Here is a 19,574-nt window from a genome sequence, read left to right on the forward strand (position 1 = left end):
CTTCTCTTCTCTCTGAGAAATTAAGCTTTTTGGCAATTTTTGCGTAAGTCCTAAATCTTAAATTGCTGAGTCCGTTATGAATACTGAATTTTTAATGTAATAATCCCAATCAATACAGCAAGACCTAACGCTCTACGAAAATAATTGACTCCTTGAAATAATTCCAGCCACGCCCAAGTAAATAAAGAGCCATTTGCTACCACTTCTAAAACTGTATTGATTTTACCACTTGTAAAAATTAGAGCGAGTAAAGTGGTAACTATCCAAACAATCAGCGGTAGGTTTGGCATCTGAGCTAAAACAATTTTGCCATCGCTATCACGAAAGGTTTTATCAATTAATGTATTTTCCATTATTTAAAATTCCTACCTAGTTACAAATGATTAACTTACAGAAACTATTGCATGGTCTATTGAGAATAGGATTACATTGAGTCGTAAATTCCTTAATGATATTAAATCATGTAGGAAAATCTTTTTCCAAGCATCTAATTGCTGAGATTATGACTATGTTAATAGACATAATTACGCTAAAAATATATCTGTCGTAAGAATGAATGCAATTTGGAGCAGTGAAGATTATGGATGCTCACATCATGATTATTTGGAAGTACGAGATACCGCAGGTAATGGTGACGATAGAACAGATTACGGAGTCGTTAAACGTTTAATTCACGTGGCTAACAGCTTGTCGCTAGCGATCGCAAAATAAGATTAGTCAGAGATTTCGACCTTAGATAAAAACAAAGAAATTGCTAAGTAGGAGCAATGCATGAATTGCCCCTACTTGTCTAGTTAATTGACATGATAGCTGAATTTATGCTAGCTATTACAGCACGGCTTTTTTAGGTCTGAAGAACGCGGCGATTTCCGTTCAAAATGATACAGTACAGTATTTAAGTTTTATGCTATCGCTCAACAAATAACGTTCCGTGAAAGCTAGAAGTGATAGATTTCACGATCTGTTGGGCAATATTTAAGTGACTGGTGTGACTATCCTTTAAAGTATTAGTAATTATTTATGGCTTTCCCAATCAAAGAACGTCGTTGGCTATATATTTGTCTGAGTATTTTAAGCTTGTCTTTGGCAGTGACTATTACTCCTGTTAAGGCATCTGTGCAAGTATCAGCAAAATCTACTCTGAATGTCCCAGCATCTACTAACCAGATAGAACAGGGACGAAACCTCTACCGTTCAGGACGCTTTGCAGAAGCCGTGATGATTTGGCAAACGGCAGCACAAAATTACCATACTCAAGGCGATCGCCTTAACGAAGCCCTAAGCTTAAGTTACCTTTCACTGGCACAACAGGAACTTAACCAATGGAAAGCAGCCGAAGAGTCTATTGAGCAAAGCTTAAAACTCTTACAAACCTCTATTCCCTCTGCTGATGCGATTCTTTGGGCACAGGCACTCAATACCAAAGCAAATTTGCAATTGCACAATGGCAAAGCCGAAACTGCTCTCGAAAGTTGGCAACAAGCTCAAAAATATTATGATCTAGCAGGCGATAAAATGGGCAGCTTGGGTAGTCAAATTAACCAGGCACAAGCTTTACAAAGTTTGGGATTTTATCGCCGTTCTAAACAGCAGTTGGAAGAGCTAAATCAAAAGCTAGGAGCAATGCCAGATTCGGAAATTAAAGTTAGTGGGCTAAGATCGCTGGGTTTAGCTCTGTTGATGATTGGTGACTCTGGCAAGAGCCAACAGGTGTTAGAGCAAAGTTTAGCGATCGCTCGTAAAATTGAAACTACACCTCAGTTGAGTTCCATCCTACTAAGCTTAGGAAAAACCGCCGTAGACTTAAAAGATCCAAAGACGGCATTGGATTACTTTGAACAAGCAGAACAGGTAGCAACAAATCCAGGCGATCGCTTACAGGCACGTTTAGGGCATTTCAAACTTTTCCTCGACTATGACAAGCCTGAATTGGCTACCCCACTCGCGCCTCAATTACTAAAACAACTCACAGAGCTGCCCCCCAGTCATACCTCTCTTTACGCAGCTATTAATTTTGTTGCCTCACTGAATCGGCAGTCAACTTCTAGCCAAATCATACCGATGAAAGACTTGGCGCAACTCATGGCAGTCACAGTCAAGTCTGCACAGCAGCTCCAGGATGCTCAAGCAGAAGCTTACGCACTGCATCAGTGGGGAAAACTCTATCGTCGTACACAGCAGTTATCACAAGCGCAGGAGTTAACTCAGAAATCTCTCAACATTGCACGTCAACTCCAAGCTGAGGATATCATTGCTCAATCTGCTTGGCAAGTGGGACAGTTGTATAAAGAACAGGGCGATCGCCCAGAAGCAATTACTGCTTATACTGAAGCAGTCAAAGCTTTAAAGTCAATCAGGGGAGATTTAGTTTCAGTCAACCCCGATGTTCAGTTCTCCTTTCGTGAAAGTGTGGAGCCTGTTTACCGAGAACTTGTAGGTTTACTCCTAGATCAGCAACCCAGTCAAGCAGAACTAATGGAAGCTCGTGACTTGATTGAGGCACTCCAAGTTGCAGAACTCGATAACTTTTTCCGGGAAGCTTGCTTAGATATATCTCAGCAGATTGACCAAATTGATCCCAATGCAACCGTTGTTTATCTGATTATCTTGCCAGATCGCCTAGCGGTAATCCTTTCCAAAACCGGACAACCCTTGCGTTATTATGTGACACAAAAATCTCAAGCCGACATCGAACAAACTCTAGAAAAATTATTAGTTGCCCTAAATCCTGTCTCCAACTCCAAAGAGCGCGATCGCTTGTCCCAAGAAATTTATAGTTGGTTAATTCGTCCTGCCGAAATGGATCAAGCTTTTAAAGATACCCAAACACTAGTATTTGTTTTGGATGGTCGATTACGTAATATTCCCATATCAGCTTTGTATGACGGAAAGCAATATCTGATCGAAAAGTATGCTGTTGCCCTTTCACCGGGAATGCAATTAATGAGTGCGCGATCGCTCCAAGGAAATCAGATTAATGCGATCGTCGGCGGTATCAGCCAATCTCGTAATGGTTTCAGTGCTTTGCCTGCTGTAGAATTAGAAGTTAAGCAAATCTCGAAGGCAGTCCGATCTTCGATGTTGCTCAACCAGCAATTCACTAGTCAAGCCCTTGCCAGTCGCGTCAAATCTAGTAGCGCCGATATTGTCCATCTGGCAACCCACGGACAATTTAGCTCCCGCCTTGAAGATACCTTCCTACTGACTTGGGATGGAGAAGTCAACGTTAAGGAATTGTCAGAACTTCTCAAAAATCGGGGCGGTGAATCATCGAAAGCAATTGAGTTGCTAGTACTGAGTGCCTGCGATACGGCAGCAGGTGATGATCGCGCCGTTCTTGGACTAGCAGGCTTGGCTGTAAAATCTGGTGCCCGCTCAACCATAGCCACTCTCTGGCCCGTCAAAGATAAAGCAGCCGAGATGCTGATGACGCGCTTTTATGAGCAATTGCGACAGCCCAAAATTACCAAAGCCGAAGCACTGCGACAAGCCCAAATCAACTTAATCCGTCAAACTGATTTCCACGATCCTTTCTTTTGGTCTGCCTTTGTCTTGGTTGGTAACTGGCTGTAAAGAAGGTAGCAGGAAGGAGATTTAGTGAGGGATTTAAACCGCAAGCTTCGCTGTACTTTCTGCATTTATTTTGGGCTAAGTAACTTTACTGAGTCAAATTTTAGTAATTTGTACAAACTTTGACGGTATAAAAGTTAGGTTTCGTTTATGTTTTTAATAGGTATTGAAACCTTTAAATTTCAGCCGAAAAGATTTATCCAGCTTTCTCCCACAATCAGAATCAATGTATTTAGTATTACTTTTCTCAAATGAGGTACTACATCATGAAACGTCGATATTTAGCTAGTGCATTAAGCGTCATCGCTCTATTCACCAGTACTACATTGAATAGTGCCAATGCTGTTACATTTACCCCACCAATCAACAATGGCGCTCCCAACCAAGCAACCGGAGGAGCTTCCCGTGGTAATTTCTTTATCCCTGCTTCTAGCAAAAGCGCTCCCAGACAAGCAACTGGAGGAGCTTCTAGAGGTAGTCTGTTTACACCCAGTGCCGGCAAAAGCGCTCCCAGGCAAGCAACTGGAGGAGCTTCTAGAGGCGACCTCTTTACACCTAACGCTGGTAAAGGCGCTCCCAGGCAAGCAACCGGAGGAGCTTCCAGAGGCGACCTCTTTACACCTAGCGCAGAGAAAAACGCTCCTCAACAGGCAAGTGGAGGAGCTTCTCGGGTTGGTACTTACTACTTAAATCCTTCAACTGTAGGTGCAGCAGGCCCAGCAGCCCTAATTGCACTCCTACCCCAAAGCTTCTATGGCACAACAGTGTCTGAACGTCCCACAATTCTGGTATATCTTCCTGCTTCTAATGCAGAAGAAGCTGTGTTCAGCCTCAAGGATGAAGCTGGCAATACACAGTATCAAATGACCATTCCTGTTGCTCTCAAAGCTGGAGTAGTTGCTGTCAAATTACCAGCCGAAGCACCCGCTTTAGCAGTTGGAAAAAACTACCATTGGTTTCTAGCTGTCAAAGTTGATGGACAGCTCGGCCCAAATACGCCTTATGTCGATGGTTGGATTCAGCGCATCCAGCCTAATGCTGAACTGACAACAGCAATGGAGCAAAAAGATGCTCTGAAGCGGGCGGCGGCTTTCGGTAAACATGGCGTTTGGTATGACTGCGTGGAAACACTTGCAGCCCTACATAGCACTCAACCGAGCAATGTAACTCTTAACAAGCAATGGGAAGAACTACTCTCCTCAGTTAGCTTGAAGGAGATTGTCACAGCTCCTTTATTAGTATCTACGAAGTAATTTTAGGCATGGGGCATCAGGCAAAACAGTTCCGTTAGCGGATAGCTAAGGTTTAGCCCGTGAGGAGTGAAGAGTTAAGAGTTACGAATTCTTCCCCTGCTCCCCTGCCCCCTGCTCCCTACTCCCTACTCCCTAATCCCCAGTCCCCATGTGGCGTAGATTCCAAACCTTTATCCAACATACTCGTAGTGTTTTGATTATTACTCCCACTGTTGCCCTGACTGTCATTGTCGGGCAATCGTTGGGATTTTTCAATTTGCCTGAATGGAAAATTCGTGATGAATGGGTTCGTCAGCGATGCCAACGGCCGGCTACGCCAACGCAGGAGACGATAGCGGATGAGATTGTGGTTGTCACAATCGATGAACGCGATATTCAATCGGTGCGTAAATGGCCAATTCCAGATTGGGCATTAGCAAAATTACTAGAAAAGATTCGGGCGCAGCAACCCAGAGCCATTGGACTGGATCTCTATCGAGATTTACCAGAGGGAAGCGGACATGAAGAACTTGTAAAAATCTTCCGTAGCACTCCTAATTTAATCGGTGTTGAGAAAATCACCGGGGAGCGCGTCAATCCAGCACCGGAGTTAAAAAAACTTAATCAAGTAGGGTTAGCAGATTTAGTGTTGGATGGCGATCGCTTTGTCCGTCGCGCCCTCCTGACGGCAGTTGATGCCAAAGAGCAAAACACGCTCAAAGCTGGACTAGCAACTCTTGTAGCGCTCAAGTACCTAGAAGCTGACAAAATTACCTTAGAAAGCATTGACCCCAAGCAGCAAAAGTTTCAGTTGGGTAAAGCAATTTACCTACCACTAGACAATCAAGAAGCAGGCTACTCCGATGCTGATTTAGGCGGTTATCAAATTCTGCTCAATTGGCATGGAACAGATGCGGCATTTCGGACAGTTGCCATGCGCGATGTCTTAGCAGGGAGAGTTCCAGCTAACCTAATGCGCGATCGTATGGTGTTTATTGGATCAGCCGCCGCTAGTACCAATGACTTCTTCAACACACCCTTCAGTTCCTCCTGGATCTCTGCCCAAAAAACCATGCCTGGGGTTGTTGTCCATGCCAATATTGCCCATCAACTGGTGCAAGGGGCAAAAACAGGGAAGACAAACCTGTACGGCTTTTCTGGCGGGGCTGTGTCGCTCTGGATTATTCTATGGTCTGCGATCGGCTCTAGTGGTAGTTGGTTCTTATCCAGTCGCAGGATGCGGATTCCTGGTGGCAAAATTCTCTGGGCAACTATAGGCATCTGTGGCCTGTTTGTGGGGGGTGGCTATGGGATGTTTTTACATGGCATTCTAATTCCAGTCACACCTGCTTTAGCCGCATTCATCAGCAGTGTAATTGCAACAACAAATGCCTATAAACAGAGACGGTTAGAAGAAGCAAATCAGCAACTAGAAATTGCCAATGCTCAACTATTAGATTATTCCAAAACTCTGGAGTTTAAAGTTGAAGAGCGAACTCATGAACTGCTGGAGGCCAAGCAAGCTGCTGATGCTGCTAACGAAGCAAAGAGCGAGTTTTTGGCAAATATGAGCCACGAACTACGCACACCGCTTAATGGCATCCTTGGTTTTGCTCAGGTGCTAGAAGTATCGCCAAACATGACAGAGAAAAATCTGGAAGGTGTCAGCATTATCTACCAATGTGGGACACACCTGCTGATGCTAATCAATGATATTCTCGACCTTTCAAAAATTGAAGCTCGTAAATTAGAATTGGTTACGACTGATGTACATCTGCACACTTTTTTACATGGTGTCTCCGAGATTTGCAGTATCCGAGCAAAACAGAAAGGCATTTCATTTAATATTTTAATCAGCGATCGCCTACCAGTTGCCATTGAAGTGGATGAAAAGCGACTAAGGCAAGTTTTGATCAACTTACTAGGTAATGCTATCAAATTCACAGACACCGGTAGCGTCACCTTCAAAGTAGATGTCATCAGTCATGAGTCATTCGTCATTGATCAAGAGTTGAAACCAATGACAAATGACAATGGACAAATGACACATCAGAAGATTCGCTTCCAGATTGAAGATACAGGTATTGGAATGTCACCAGACCAATTAGAGAAAATCTTTTTGGCTTTTGAGCAAGTAGGTGAAGCAGGGCGGAAATCTGAAGGTACTGGCTTGGGATTAGCAATCAGTCAAAGAATTGCGGCATTGATGGGCAGCCAAATTCAAGTACAGAGTCATTTGGGTGAAGGTAGTCTCTTTTGGCTAGATTTAATGGTACCAGTACCAGTTTCCCATGACTGGCAAATAGAAGCGATATCTACAACGAGCGTAGCAGCAGCCCTAACCCATCAAAAAATCACCGGGATTCGGGGTACTGCACCTCAAATTCTCATTGTTGATGATGATACTAACCACTGTTCTATGTTGATCAGTTTGCTCCAAGAAATTGGCTGTCGAACCTTGGAAGCAAGCGATGGCAAATATGCACTACAGATGGTAACTGAACATCACCCAGATGTGATTCTCCTTGATTTAGCTATGCCTAACATGGATGGCTTTGAGCTAATGGTTCATTTACAAGAAAATCCACAAACTCGTTTTATTCCAATTATTGTTTCTAGTGCCAGCGTCTTCGAGGAAAATCGGCAACGAAGTTTTCAGGCAGGGGCCACAGCATTTTTGCCGAAACCTCTGCAAATTGATGAACTATTTAATGCACTGAGATCGCTGCTAAAAGTGGAGTGGATTTACGATCAATCCACACCTCAAAAGTCATTTTACCAGTCTGAACAGAAAGCTGATGCTGAATTGCTTCTGCCATCACCAGATGTTTTGCAACAACTTTATCATCTGGCAATGATGGGAGATATTCCAGCAATTGAAGAAATCATAAAAGAGTTAACTAAGCAAGATAGTCAGCTAACTCCTTTCGCACGTGAGTTGAGCAAATTTACTGCCAACTTCCAAACCGGAAAAATCCGTAAATTCCTTAAATCTTTTATAACAACTGAGTCACGTCAATGATGATCGAACCTCTCTTAAAACCAATGCATATCCTTTTGGTAGATGACAATCCCAACAATCTTAAAGTGCTATCAGAAGCGATTCAGGGATGTGGTTGGAAAACACTCATGGCAACCGATGGAGAATCCGCAATCGAACAAACAGAATACTCTGCTCCCGATCTTATTCTCCTAGATGTCATGATGCCGGGTATTGATGGATTTGAAACTTGCCGCAGGTTGAAAGCCAATTCCATCACTCAGAATATTCCGATCATTTTTATGACTGCCTTGGCCGATGCCACAGACAAAGTGAAAGGACTAGAAATTGGTGCAGTTGATTATATTACCAAACCCTTCCAGCAAGAAGAAGTCATTGCTCGATTAAAATTACATTTGAAAATTTCCTATCTTACCCGTACCCTCGAACAAAGAGTGCAAGAACGCACCGCAGAATTAACCCAATCTCTCCAACAGTTACAAAACACCCAACTACAACTAATCCAGAGTGAGAAAATGTCCACCCTTGGACAACTTATTGCAGGGATAGGTCATGAGATTAATAACCCGATTGGTTTTATTAGTGGAAATTGCTCTCATATTGAGGAATATGTCAAGGATCTCCTACGTTTAGTGGATCTCCAACAGCAAAAGCTACCACATCCAGACCCAGAAATTGAAGAACTTGTTGAAGAAATTGACTTAGAGTATCTAGTTGAAGATTTACCAAAAATTCTGGGATCAATGGAGCAGGGAATTGGTCGTCTCAAGGATATCAGCCTTTCTCTAAGAACCTTTGCTCGATCTGATATCTCATCTATGGTGGAGTTTCAAATTCACGAGGGAATTGATAGTACCTTAATGCTATTAAAACATCGACTCAAAGATCAAGGAGAACGCTCTGTAATCGAGGTTGTTAAACAATATGGTGAGTTACCTCCAATCACTTGCTATCCCGGACAACTGAATCAGGTATTTATGAATATTATCGCCAATGCCATTGATGCATTTGATGACCTCTATCAAAACCGCTCAGTTGAGGAAATAGCTGCTGCTAGCCCTCATACCATCACGATCGCTACATCAATCCAGCATGAGCAACAAACCGTGACAATTTGCATCGAAGATAACGCTCTTGGTATGCCTCCTGAAGTGCAAGCGAGAGTTTTTGAGCCATCTTTTACAACTAAGCCTGTGGGAAAAGGAACTGGGCTAGGATTAGCTATTAGCTACCAAATTATTATCGATAAACACAATGGACAAATCAACTGCTCGTCAACCTCTGGTCAGGGAACGAAGTTTATTATTACTCTAGCAACTTCAGTAAACCGAAAGAAAATTTCTGCGATCGCTTTAGGCTAGTGTTCTGAGTCTCATCTTGACTTTAAGACTCAAGAACATTGGCAAAAAAGCAAAGACTAAAAATTTTTTAATATGACAGATGTGTAGATGCTTAATAGCTGATAATAAGAACTTTAGTTCTTGGCTTTCAAGTACTAAAGCCCTTACTAGAAAACACAAATCAAATTTGTAAATCGCGTAGTGCTAGACGAATTTGCTCCAAGCGCCTACGGTTTACACCAAAATCAGAGTCTCCAAGACGTGATGCGGAACGTAGATGAATTACTGACTCATTAGCAGGGAAATAAAACTCGACATCATCCACAAATTGAAATATCCGACTCTTAGAAAGAGCATGGATGTAATTATCTGTCTGTTGGATAACCTCTGTACGTGGAACCACACTAAGAACTTTGAGTAAAGTTGCTCGTGCTGTGTTGAGGTCTACATGGTAGGCGATCGGGTCAATGCTATGTTTGGAATCAGCATCTTGACTGACAGCACAGTTCGGAGAAGGCGGACAGGGAGCAAGATGGATATTGTCAACTCCCAAGCCAGAAGTGGCGGCCCAAGTAGCAGCAGGAAACATGAAGCTGCTAGTCAGGCTGAAGAATATTACACAGATAATACTCCACATAAGTCTCTGCACGTACCTCATTTCCCCGTTCACGGAGCGTTCCGTAGGAAAGGGGTATGTTTTTAGCAGACGGAACATGATCTATTTACTCCTTGTTAAGAAACATAAATATACCTGAAACACTCACCAATGACAAACAATAAATGACCAATGGACTTCACAAGTTCCTCAAACTCTTTATACAGCGCTTCCCAGAAGTTAAAAACTAATTCTAAGGACTTACGCAAGTATCATTTTTTTCGCCAAAATAGCCCAAAGTCATAAATCCCAAAAGTTTGACTTTTGACCATTGATGCGAAGATATCTAGCATAGCGAAGCGATCGCCTGCAAAAATACCGCCGCACAATTATAGAAATGCTGTTTGCTCGGTGTGGGTAGCTAATGCTAACTGCGAATTGTAAGCCTTGAACCACAAGAAGGAAGCGAATTTATCAAGTTTGCTTAACTTCACAAGTTACTCAAATTCTTTATATAAATTGAAAGTCAGACAATAACACAATAATTTTAGAATCAATTATGGTTATGGCAATTAATTATCGGGAAAGAATCATTGCTCTTTGGACAGTATTTCTACTAGGAACATTGTTTCATACACAACTGGGTTTAATACCGCTTTTTCACGGTTTATCTGTTATTGAATCTCAAAAAGCTACAAATATCAACGATATTTCTGGAATTATGTGGTTGATGTTAGGCTTTTTTGTGCTACCAATACTGGCAATTATTCTTACTATTTTTAACGATTCAAAGCATTATCGAATCATTCATTTTGGCTTAACTATCTTTTACAGCATCATGAACTTACTACACGTGATTTTAGATTTATTTGTCCAGCCAGTTCTCTGGTATCAGATAGCCTTGATGGTGTTGTTATTTTTTGTGGGTTTATTATTAAATATCACTGCTTTTAAATGGATGCAAATGCATAACAGGTCTAATAAATCACAAATAGAATTAGAAGGTTCACGTTTGTAGATTTTATTAAACCCGTATTCTAAGCTTTATTATAAATTTGATTTTGAAGAATTTTTGAATGAATATTCAATATCCATATTTTTTAAACTTGATTTAATCAATTTTAAAACAACACAGCGACAAAAGTTATCTTGTAACATCCAACATTCATTCTTCTGTGATTTACATTCCAAAATGCAAATCTACCGAGCGCGATAATGCCTAATGGTAGGATAACAGAAGCATGAAATCGTGAATACAAAAGCCCTCATTTCTCCTCAAGAACTCACATCCATATTAGCAGAAAAGTCATCACGGGCTGTCATTATCGATACACGGGCTCCCGAAGATTATGCTATTTCTCATATTCCTCAATCCATAAATATTAGAGATTTTTTCACCTATCTTTTAGAAAGTTCTTACCCAGCAGGATTAAAGGAATTACAAGAGTATTTTGCAGAAATTATGAGCAAGCTGGGAATATCGGGTGCGGAACGGTTAATTGTCTATGAGGACACTTTAAATAAAGGTTATGGTCAATCTTGTCGAGCAGCTTTTTTACTGAAGTATTTGGGTTGTGCTGAGGTATCTATCTTACACGGAGGATATAGAGTATGGCTGACAGAGGGATTACCTACTACTGATGAAGTACCATTATGTGAAAGCAGCATATTTAGATTGCATCCCAACACTGAGATGATGGTAACTACCGCCGAGATGTTGCAAGCAATTGACAATCCAGCAATTATTAAATTAGATGTGCGCGATCGCAACGAATGGCTTGGGCTGAGTTCTTCTCCCTATAATCCTGACTTTTGCCCTCGCAAAGGTCGAATCCCTAATGCTGTATGGTTAGAATGGCATCATCTGATGAATTCCGAATCGGAAATCCCCACATTCCGATCACCAGATGAAATCCGAGAAATTTGTCAATCAGTAGGTATTACTTCGGAGTCAATTGTGTATATTTACTGCTTTAAAGGTTCAAGGGCTGCTAATACATTAATAGCCCTTGAACAAGTAGGAATTTCTGCTAGAAATTATTTTGGCTCTTGGAATGAATGGTCTCGTGATTTTTCCCTACCCATTGATAGCAGAGTCATCAGCGTGTAGGCATCGCGGGCTCGGTTTTTTGCTGTAACATAATTGACGTTGGGTTTTCGAGACGCGATAAATAGCTGTTAAGACAAGTGTTTTGGTCTTATCTGAACTGTATTGCTTTATAATTCGGAATCTGTTTTGGGAAAAGGTTACTGGATTTGGCTTCAAGGTTTTTTCTTTACCATTACCCCCGGCCCGTTATCCTCAGAGGACGACACCACCTTCCCCTTTTCCCCAAAACCCAAAAAGTATTGCCTGGTTGGAAAAAAGCATGAACTGCGATCGCTAGTAGAGCAATTATACTTAACCCAATTGTAGGAAGTATTTTGCTGGGCAATTGTGCCAATCTAGCAAATAACTTTTCTTTAGATAGACTTATGGCTAAAAAATCTCAACCAAATTTAGAACAATACCAAGATGTCAGATTATCTGCCACCACAAGAATTTGGGTAATTACAGTTGCCATTCTTGGAGTTTGCGTCCCACTCTCAGCCGTTACTAGAAGTGGTGCTATTCTTCCTTTAGTTGCTATTGGTGGTGCAGCAGTTGGTACAGTTGCTGTTTGGCGTTCTGATGAGCAAAAATCAAAAACTAACTATTTGCAACAGCAGCAAATAGAACTGTTAGAGCGGAGATTAGCGAATTTAGAAACAATTGTTAGCAGTGATGACTTGAACTTGCAAATGAAAATTAAACAGATTGAGGCAAGGGATACTTTTGGTGACTCGTCTGATGTAAGTACTATACCCAGGCAACCAAAACGCAAAGGTTAAAATTAGCTAATATTCACCATTTTCGCCAATTTCAGATGATATACCCGAAAATAATCGTTACTAAGTCTTTTTAGTGGGGGTATTTGTTGACTTAACGTTGCTGCAACCTTTAAAATGCTTTTCACATTAAACTTTCCTTCGCAGCTAGAAGTGTTTCCTTAGAAACAGTATCTTGTTGTCCATCTTCGTTAGAATTGACTGACATCATTTAATTCTATATACTTCAACTGCATCAGTTCATGAAATGTCTAAGTGCTATCCATCTCTATTTTTCCCGGAAACATCTGCCAATGGCTGTGTTTTATTAGACTGCTAACATTACTGAATTTTTAATTAACTAAGGTTATAAACTTGAGTAATTGCATTGGTATAGCTTACCGTAGGTATGCAATAGTTTGCCGCAGGAATGCAGATGGATTGGATTAGCTTACTTAAATTTCAACAAGCTGACTTCCTTCAACGTGTGAAGAAACCTAAAACTTATGACTTATCTTTATTGGAAAGTCAAGTCAAGGGTTGTCACACTGAAATGATGGCTTTTTGGGGCGAACCATTGGCCAGACTCCAAGAATTTTCTCGCCAACAAGCAGAAGTTCTTGCCAAAAATCCACCGCCTACGCCACCCGAATATCCTGAGCCTCCCGACTGGACGATACCTTTTCCCAAATACTTCCAGCGCCAAGCGGAAGATTATCTTTTGCGGGAAAAAATCGTTGACCTGGTAATAGCTGAACGTTTAGGGAAGTTGGTAAAAAAGGTATCACAAGATACTTTGCAAAATATGATTTTAGATGATGAGGGAAATTTGTGTGGCGAAAGCAAATTTTCTTATGTACTTAAAGATAATCCTCAGCTAAGTGTTCAAGTTTATGTTGCTGATGGAGAAAGTTTTAATGGTATTAAGAAAGACAAAATTAAATGGTCGGTTACTCAAGAAGATTTAAAAAATCACCAAGTATTAATTTTTCTCTGTTTGTTTTATCCATCAACAGGTCAGTTAGGATACGAAAGGCAGAGTATAATTACAGGATTTTTACCTGCAAATCAAATTGAACTTACTGAACCAAAACTGTATATAAGTCCGAGTAACTTGTTGTATGCCGGTGGTCTGAGTTGGTATTTAGAATCACTTATTGGCAAAAAAGACACGTCGCCAGTAATTAATGAGAAAGCGATCGCAGATACAATACAAACTCTACCATCAGAGCATTGTCTTAAGGGTATAGTTGGTGACTGGGAATGCTGGCAAACTTTACAAGGGCACAATAGAGGTATTAATTGCCTAGCTTTCAGTTTTGCGTGCAAGAATGGTAAAGCATTACCTATATTGGCAAGTGGTAGTCGTGGAGAAACGAAACTCTGGGATTTAAGCAAGGGTGAATTAATAGATACATTATCAGAGTATCCTTGGGTGATACCTGGGCTAGTGGATGAAGTGAATTCCCTGGCTTTTAGTTCAGATGGACAGACTTTAGTGAGTTGCGGTGCTGATTCCACAATTAAACTTTGGCACGTGGGTGCTTTAGACTTGATAGATATTTTGCATAAACATAATGGGGTAGTGCGGTGTGCTGCCTTTACTCCAGATGGCAGAATGCTAGCTACAGGCGGAGATGACAGAAAAATTTTGTTTTGGGATTTGATGCATCGTCAGGTTACGATCGCACTTTCTTTAGATGATACAGCTGCTCATTCTCTGGTTTTGAGCCGAGACGGGGAAACTATAGTTACAGGTAGCTACCGTAAAATCAAAGTCTGGCGAACTTCACCCCAGACGGGGATCAAAAGTTTAAAGGATGCACAACCTCTGCATACTTTAATGGGTCATTCTCACATCGTTCGTTCGTTAGCAATCAGTGCAGATGCTAAACTGCTGGTGAGTGGTAGCTGGGATCAAACAATAAAAATTTGGCAATTGGAAACTGGAGAATTACTTCATACACTTAAAGGACATAGAGATAGAGTATATGCGATCGCCTTAAGTCCTGATGGACAAATTATCGCCAGTGGTAGTGCTGATAAAACCATCAAATTATGGCATCTACAAACCGGGGAGTTACTAGGTACGTTTACAGGTCATGGAAATATAGTCACAGCATTAGCCTTCACAGCTTCTGGCGAGATGTTGGTTAGCGGAAGTTTAGATAAGACAATAAAAATTTGGCAACGGAGTTAAGAATTTAAAATTAGGGGCTGATTGCGATCGCGAAGATGTCATAAGCATCTTCTTTGGATGCAACTTATGAAAATTTTGTTGGTAGAGGATGATGTATTACTTAGTGCAGCATTGGCAGAGTTGTTGAGTGCAAATCGCTATACTATCGACGTAGCAAGCAATGGACAAACTGGGCTAGACCTAGCAATATCGGTTGAGTATGACTTGATTTTGCTGGACTGGTTAATTCCTAAGCTGGATGGGATTAACTTATGTCGGCAACTGCGAAGGCAAGGCTACCGTAAATCTATTCTGTTATTAACAGGCAAAAATTCTAATGCAGATATTGTCGCGGGTTTAGATGCCGGAGCAGATGATTACGTCATTAAGCCCTTTGACCAGGAAGCATTACTAGCAAGAATTCGGTCTTTGTTGCGGCGGAGTGGAGTGAGTGATTCATCTACGTTAACCTGGGGAAATCTCTGTTTAGATCCAAGTGCCGGCAGAGTGACTTGTAATGAGCAGGAAATTTTGCTCACGGCGACAGAATACAAACTGCTAGAGTTATTTTTGCAAAACCCAGATCGCATCTTTAGTCGTGCAGTGATTCTAGATCGCCTTTGGGGATTTGATGATGCACCGACTGAAAATGCAGTTACGACTCATATTAAAGACTTACGAAAGAAACTGAAAACAGGAGGTCTAACAGAGGAATTTTTAGAAACAGTATATGGCATGGGCTATCGCATCAAGCCTGTACCTAATCCTTCTATCGCTGTTGGGGAAACAAATCAAGATGGGCAGAAAAAACCCGGCCCCAAAGATATAACTTCTGTGAATCGAGTACTGGAGCGATTTCGTAATTCTTTTGGCGCACAGGTTGTAGTACTGGAACAGGCAAAAATTGCACTCTTAGCAGGGAATCTAAATAAAGAGTTACATCAGCAAGCATTGCACGAAGCCCATAAGCTAGCAGGTTCGATGGGAACGTTCGGTTATCTAGAAGGCTCCCGGCTAGCACGCAAAATAGAGCATTTGCTGCTTGCAGATTTCCCCCTCTTAGCAGATAAAATCTCTGATTTTTTGCAATTGGTAACAAAATTACAACAAGAATTAACTAAGCCTGCTGTCATTCCCACCGCTCAAAGCGTCCCGATGAAGCAAACTTATCGGCTGTTAGTAATTGATGATGATGCGACGTTGACAAAGCAGTTGCAAGCGGAAGCCAACTCATGGGGGATCAGGATGAAGGTTGCACCCAACTTAGCTGCTGCCCGATCGCATCTAGCTTTAAAAACTCCTGACGCAGTTTTACTCGATTTGAGTTTTCCGGGAACAGAGGAAGACGGATTAATATTATTGAGCGAGATTGCACAGCGATCACCAAATATCCCAGTGATTGTTTTTACAGGACGAGATACCTTGGCAGATCGATTGGCAGTATCGCGTTTAAGAGCTAGACAATTTTTGCATAAGCCTGCGACAACCGAGGAGATTTTTCAGGCGATCGCTCGTGTCCTACCTCAACCGAAAATTTCTGAAGCTAAAGTCTTAATCGTAGACGATGACCCTGTAATCCTGGCTGGACTATCGGCGTTGCTAACCCCTTGGGGAGTGGAAGTAACAACCCTCTCCCAATCACAGCAATTTTGGAAGGTTTTGATGGCAACATCTCCAGATTTGGTAGTACTAGATTTAGAAATGCCAATAGTTAATGGATTAGAGTTGTGCCAAGTCGTGCGACAGGATGCCCATTGGGGAGATTTACCTATTTTGGTAGTAACAGCCCATACTGAAGCAGAATCCCTTCAGCAAGCCTTTGCTGCCGGAGCCGATGATTTTATTAGCAAGCCAGTGCTAGGGCCTGAACTCGTGACAAGGGTACTGAGCCGCATTCAAAGAAGGCGCTGGCGCTCTCAGGTAGGGAGAATTAAGGAGGCAGGAGGGCGAAGGCAGGAGGCAGGAGGTAATCCCCATAAATAAATTTAGGCGATTTATAATAGACGCTGTATTTTTTGCGCTGCGCGTCTCAAAATACACTTTTTATCTTTATTCATAAATAAATTTAGGGGCTTTAAACTTGTTTGGCAGAGAACAAAAAATATATTTTCTTCCTCCTGCCTTCTCTTCGAGACGCTACGCGAACTGCCTCCTGCCCTGTGCCTTTCTTCGGTAAAAAATAATGAGAAATTATCAGCGATTATTAGTCTATGGTATCGCTATTGGCTCAACTGCGATCGCCCTAATGCTATCGCTCTGGCTAGAACCGTTTATATCTCCAACTATTGGTGCTTTTTTTTATATAGCTATCATCGCCAGTACTTGGTATGGTGGCTTTCGACCAGGGATCGTTACAGTTGTACTTTCCACACTGGCGATTGATTATTTTTTTATCCTGCCGCGATATCAATTGGGGATTAATCAACCAGAAGATATATTGCGCCTAGGTCTTTTCCTAGTGGTTGCCTTGATGATTAACCTGATAACAGGCAATCTGAAGTACAACACAAAGAAGATTCAACAACTCAACCAACAATTGTCTCAGGAAAATGCCGAGCAATTGCGGATGACTCTTGACGATCGCAAGCTTGCACAAGAAAAGCTGCAACAGCAATTTGAGCAACAACGCTTAGTGATGGAGATGAGCCAACGCATCCGGCGATCGCTCAAGTTACAAGATATCTTGCAAACCACCGTCGATGAAGTGCGGCAGTTTCTTGAGTGCGATCGCGTCATTATCTTCCAATTTTATCCAGGTTGGGGTGGAACAGTCGTGGTTGAGTCTGTGGTACCGGAATGGATGGCGATTTTACCACTCCAGATTTACGACCCTTGCATTGGCGAAGAGAACGTTGAACCCTTTAAACAAGGCTTAGTTACTGCGAAAGCTGATATTTATACTGCTGGGATTAGTCCCTGTCACGTTGAATTTTTGGCAAGTCTCCAGGTAAGGGCAAATCTGGTCGTTCCTGTTTCATTAGGAGATGAATTGTGGGGATTACTAGCAGCTCATCACTGTGCAGCTCCTCGTGAGTGGCAATCTTCAGAAATTGTCCTGTTGCGGCAGTTAGGAGCGCAGGTAAGCATTGCTATCCAGCAAGCAGCTTTATTTGAACAGTTACAAACAGAACTGATGGAGCGTAAACAGGCACAAGTTGCCCTGCAACAACTGAATACCGAACTTGAGCAACGGGTGCTAGAACGCACTGCACAACTAACAGATACAAATGATCGCCTGCAAGAAACAGTTAGAGAACAGCAACAAACCCAGCTCATACTTTTAGAACAGGCGCATAAGCTAGAACTTCAGGCTGTAATCACCCGAAATATGGCAGAAGGGATTTGCTTAGTCAGAATCGATAATGGAATCATTGTCTATGCCAATCCGAAATTTGAGCAGATGTTTGGCTATGACTCTGGTGAACTCAACGGTCAGGATGTTTCGATTGTGAACTATGCCAGTGAATCTTTAACTGGTGAAAATGTAAATCAAGCCATTGTATCTGCCATCTTACAAAATAGTGAAGCCACTTATGAAGTCCATAATCTTAAAAAAGATGGCACACCATTTTGGTGTAGTGTGACGACTTCTATATTCAATCATCCCGACTACGGCGATGTTCTAGTTGCAGTTCATCAAGATATCACTATTCGCAAACAAACTGAAGAAGCTTTACGCCAAAGCGAAGAAAAGTTTCGTCAGTTGGCAGAAAACATCCAAGCAGTATTTTGGATGACCGATATTCAAAATCAGCAAGTTCTCTATGTGAGCAGTGCTTATGAAACCATCTGGCAAAGCAGTTGTGAAAGTCTTTACCAAAATTATTCAGACTGGTTCGATGCAATTCACCCAGAAGATCGCCAGAGCGTCGAATTTGAAATCGTTGAACAGATGAGAACAGGGCAATACGATAAAAAATATCGAATTATCCGTCCTGATGGCTCAATCCGTTGGATTCGCGATCGCGCATTTCCGATCAAAAATGAACTAGGAGAGTTAGTTCGGATTGCTGGGATTGCCGAAGACATCAGTGAAATACAGCAAATTGATCTGATCAAGAGTGAGTTTATTGGCATCGTTAGTCACGAACTCCGCACTCCCTTAACTGCAATTCGCGCAGCACTGGGTTTACTACAAAGTGGGATCTACGACAAAAAACCAGACAAGTTTAAGCGGATGATTGAGATTGCAGCCATCGACAGCGATCGCTTAGTGCGTCTTGTCAACGATATTCTCGATTTGGAACGCTTAGAGTCGGATCGAACTTTGTTAGAAAAAACAACCTGCAATGCGGCTGATTTAATTCAACAAGCAGTAGCGGGAGTGCAAGCGATCGCCAATCAGCAAAATATTACCTTTAAGATTCACCCTACCAATGCTCAAGTTTGGGCGGCAGCTGATGCCATTGTTCAAACACTCACCAATCTCTTAGGTAATGCGATTAAATTCTCACCTGCCGATTCTACTATTACTCTGAGTGTCCAACAGCAAACAGATCGCGTCCTGTTCCAGATAACCGATCAAGGACGAGGTATCCCAGCAGAAAAGTTAGAAACAATCTTTGGACGATTTCAGCAAGTAGATGCTTCTGATTCTCGCACCAAAGGCGGCACAGGCTTAGGATTGGCAATCTGTCGTAGTATTATTGATCAGCATGATGGGCAAATCTGGGCTGAAAGTACTCTTAGTGTCGGCAGCACGTTTTTCTTCACTCTGCCATTGCCAGGAAATTATGCAGGGGAGCAGAGGAGCAGAGGGGCAGGGGAAGCAGGGGGAGAATGACCAATGACAAATGACCAATGACCGACA

General features: G+C 42.0%; 13 protein-coding genes. 11 read left to right on the plus strand and 2 right to left on the minus strand.

Features of this window, described 5'->3' with window-relative positions; genetic code table 11:
• Window positions 1-74: 74 nt before the first annotated feature.
• On the minus strand, window positions 75-353 hold the full coding sequence (locus G1O98_RS10460) for a hypothetical protein (protein WP_163928732.1): 279 nt from the start codon (window positions 351-353) through the stop codon (window positions 75-77).
• A gap of 199 nt (window positions 354-552) precedes the next feature.
• Here G1O98_RS10460 and G1O98_RS10465 point away from each other — a divergent pair, with 199 nt between their 5' ends.
• From G1O98_RS10465 to G1O98_RS10485, 5 genes are all read left to right on the plus strand, one after another.
• Window positions 553-711 (plus strand): hypothetical protein, encoded by a 159-nt coding sequence (locus tag G1O98_RS10465; RefSeq protein WP_163928733.1) that lies wholly within the window; start codon window positions 553-555, stop codon window positions 709-711.
• 309 nt (window positions 712-1,020) lie between these two features.
• Entirely contained in the window at window positions 1,021-3,573 is a 2,553-nt protein-coding gene (locus G1O98_RS10470) for a CHAT domain-containing protein (protein ID WP_163928734.1), read from the plus strand.
• 263 nt (window positions 3,574-3,836) lie between these two features.
• A complete protein-coding gene (locus G1O98_RS10475; protein ID WP_163928735.1) occupies window positions 3,837-4,823 on the plus strand; it encodes a DUF928 domain-containing protein in 987 nt (328 codons plus the stop codon).
• A gap of 148 nt (window positions 4,824-4,971) precedes the next feature.
• Window positions 4,972-7,824, plus strand: coding sequence for a CHASE2 domain-containing protein (locus tag G1O98_RS10480; RefSeq protein WP_163928736.1), 2,853 nt, complete (start codon window positions 4,972-4,974; stop codon window positions 7,822-7,824).
• On the plus strand, window positions 7,821-9,164 hold the full coding sequence (locus G1O98_RS10485; RefSeq protein WP_163928737.1) for a response regulator: 1,344 nt from the start codon (window positions 7,821-7,823) through the stop codon (window positions 9,162-9,164). The genes G1O98_RS10480 and G1O98_RS10485 overlap by 4 nt, the downstream gene beginning before the upstream one ends.
• Window positions 9,165-9,324: 160 nt before the next feature.
• Here G1O98_RS10485 and G1O98_RS10490 read toward each other — a convergent pair whose 3' ends face one another.
• Complete coding sequence (locus G1O98_RS10490; RefSeq protein ID WP_163928756.1) at window positions 9,325-9,801, minus strand: DUF1499 domain-containing protein; 477 nt, start codon at window positions 9,799-9,801, stop codon at window positions 9,325-9,327.
• A 502-nt stretch (window positions 9,802-10,303) separates the two neighbouring features.
• Between G1O98_RS10490 and G1O98_RS10495 the strand changes: the two genes are divergently transcribed.
• The 6 genes from G1O98_RS10495 to G1O98_RS10520 all read left to right on the plus strand — a co-directional run bounded on the left by G1O98_RS10495 (window position 10,304) and on the right by G1O98_RS10520 (window position 19,547).
• Window positions 10,304-10,756 carry a hypothetical protein gene (locus G1O98_RS10495; protein WP_163928757.1) on the plus strand — a complete coding sequence of 151 codons (453 nt, stop codon included), beginning with the start codon at window positions 10,304-10,306 and terminating at the stop codon, window positions 10,754-10,756.
• Between the two features lie 231 nt (window positions 10,757-10,987).
• Window positions 10,988-11,848 carry a sulfurtransferase gene (locus tag G1O98_RS10500; protein ID WP_163928738.1) on the plus strand — a complete coding sequence of 287 codons (861 nt, stop codon included), beginning with the start codon at window positions 10,988-10,990 and terminating at the stop codon, window positions 11,846-11,848.
• Window positions 11,849-12,213: 365 nt separating this feature from the next.
• Window positions 12,214-12,609, plus strand: a complete 396-nt coding sequence (locus G1O98_RS10505; protein WP_163928739.1) for a hypothetical protein — start codon at window positions 12,214-12,216, stop codon at window positions 12,607-12,609.
• A 412-nt stretch (window positions 12,610-13,021) separates the two neighbouring features.
• On the plus strand, window positions 13,022-14,785 hold the full coding sequence (locus tag G1O98_RS10510; RefSeq protein WP_163928740.1) for a WD40 repeat domain-containing protein: 1,764 nt from the start codon (window positions 13,022-13,024) through the stop codon (window positions 14,783-14,785).
• A gap of 66 nt (window positions 14,786-14,851) precedes the next feature.
• A complete protein-coding gene (locus G1O98_RS10515; protein WP_163928741.1) occupies window positions 14,852-16,747 on the plus strand; it encodes a response regulator in 1,896 nt (631 codons plus the stop codon).
• 199 nt (window positions 16,748-16,946) lie between these two features.
• Complete coding sequence (locus G1O98_RS10520; protein WP_163928742.1) at window positions 16,947-19,547, plus strand: ATP-binding protein; 2,601 nt, start codon at window positions 16,947-16,949, stop codon at window positions 19,545-19,547.
• The last annotated feature ends 27 nt before the right edge of the window (window positions 19,548-19,574 follow it).

The sequence above is a fragment of the Nostoc sp. UIC 10630 genome, from assembly GCF_010747425.1.
Lineage (GTDB): Bacteria > Cyanobacteriota > Cyanobacteriia > Cyanobacteriales > Nostocaceae > Nostoc.

Excerpts from the sequence above, each read along its gene's own strand:
- G1O98_RS10460 (WP_163928732.1), bottom strand. The coding sequence starts at position 353 with ATGGAAAATACATTAATTGATAAAACCTTTCGTGATAGCGATGGCAAA.
- G1O98_RS10465 (WP_163928733.1), top strand. The coding sequence starts at position 553 with ATGAATGCAATTTGGAGCAGTGAAGATTATGGATGCTCACATCATGAT.
- G1O98_RS10470 (WP_163928734.1), top strand. The coding sequence starts at position 1,021 with ATGGCTTTCCCAATCAAAGAACGTCGTTGGCTATATATTTGTCTGAGT.
- G1O98_RS10475 (WP_163928735.1), top strand. The coding sequence starts at position 3,837 with ATGAAACGTCGATATTTAGCTAGTGCATTAAGCGTCATCGCTCTATTC.
- G1O98_RS10480 (WP_163928736.1), top strand. The coding sequence starts at position 4,972 with ATGTGGCGTAGATTCCAAACCTTTATCCAACATACTCGTAGTGTTTTG.
- G1O98_RS10485 (WP_163928737.1), top strand. The coding sequence starts at position 7,821 with ATGATGATCGAACCTCTCTTAAAACCAATGCATATCCTTTTGGTAGAT.
- G1O98_RS10490 (WP_163928756.1), bottom strand. The coding sequence starts at position 9,801 with ATGAGGTACGTGCAGAGACTTATGTGGAGTATTATCTGTGTAATATTC.
- G1O98_RS10495 (WP_163928757.1), top strand. The coding sequence starts at position 10,304 with ATGGCAATTAATTATCGGGAAAGAATCATTGCTCTTTGGACAGTATTT.
- G1O98_RS10505 (WP_163928739.1), top strand. The coding sequence starts at position 12,214 with ATGGCTAAAAAATCTCAACCAAATTTAGAACAATACCAAGATGTCAGA.
- G1O98_RS10510 (WP_163928740.1), top strand. The coding sequence starts at position 13,022 with ATGGATTGGATTAGCTTACTTAAATTTCAACAAGCTGACTTCCTTCAA.
- G1O98_RS10515 (WP_163928741.1), top strand. The coding sequence starts at position 14,852 with ATGAAAATTTTGTTGGTAGAGGATGATGTATTACTTAGTGCAGCATTG.
- G1O98_RS10520 (WP_163928742.1), top strand. The coding sequence starts at position 16,947 with ATGAGAAATTATCAGCGATTATTAGTCTATGGTATCGCTATTGGCTCA.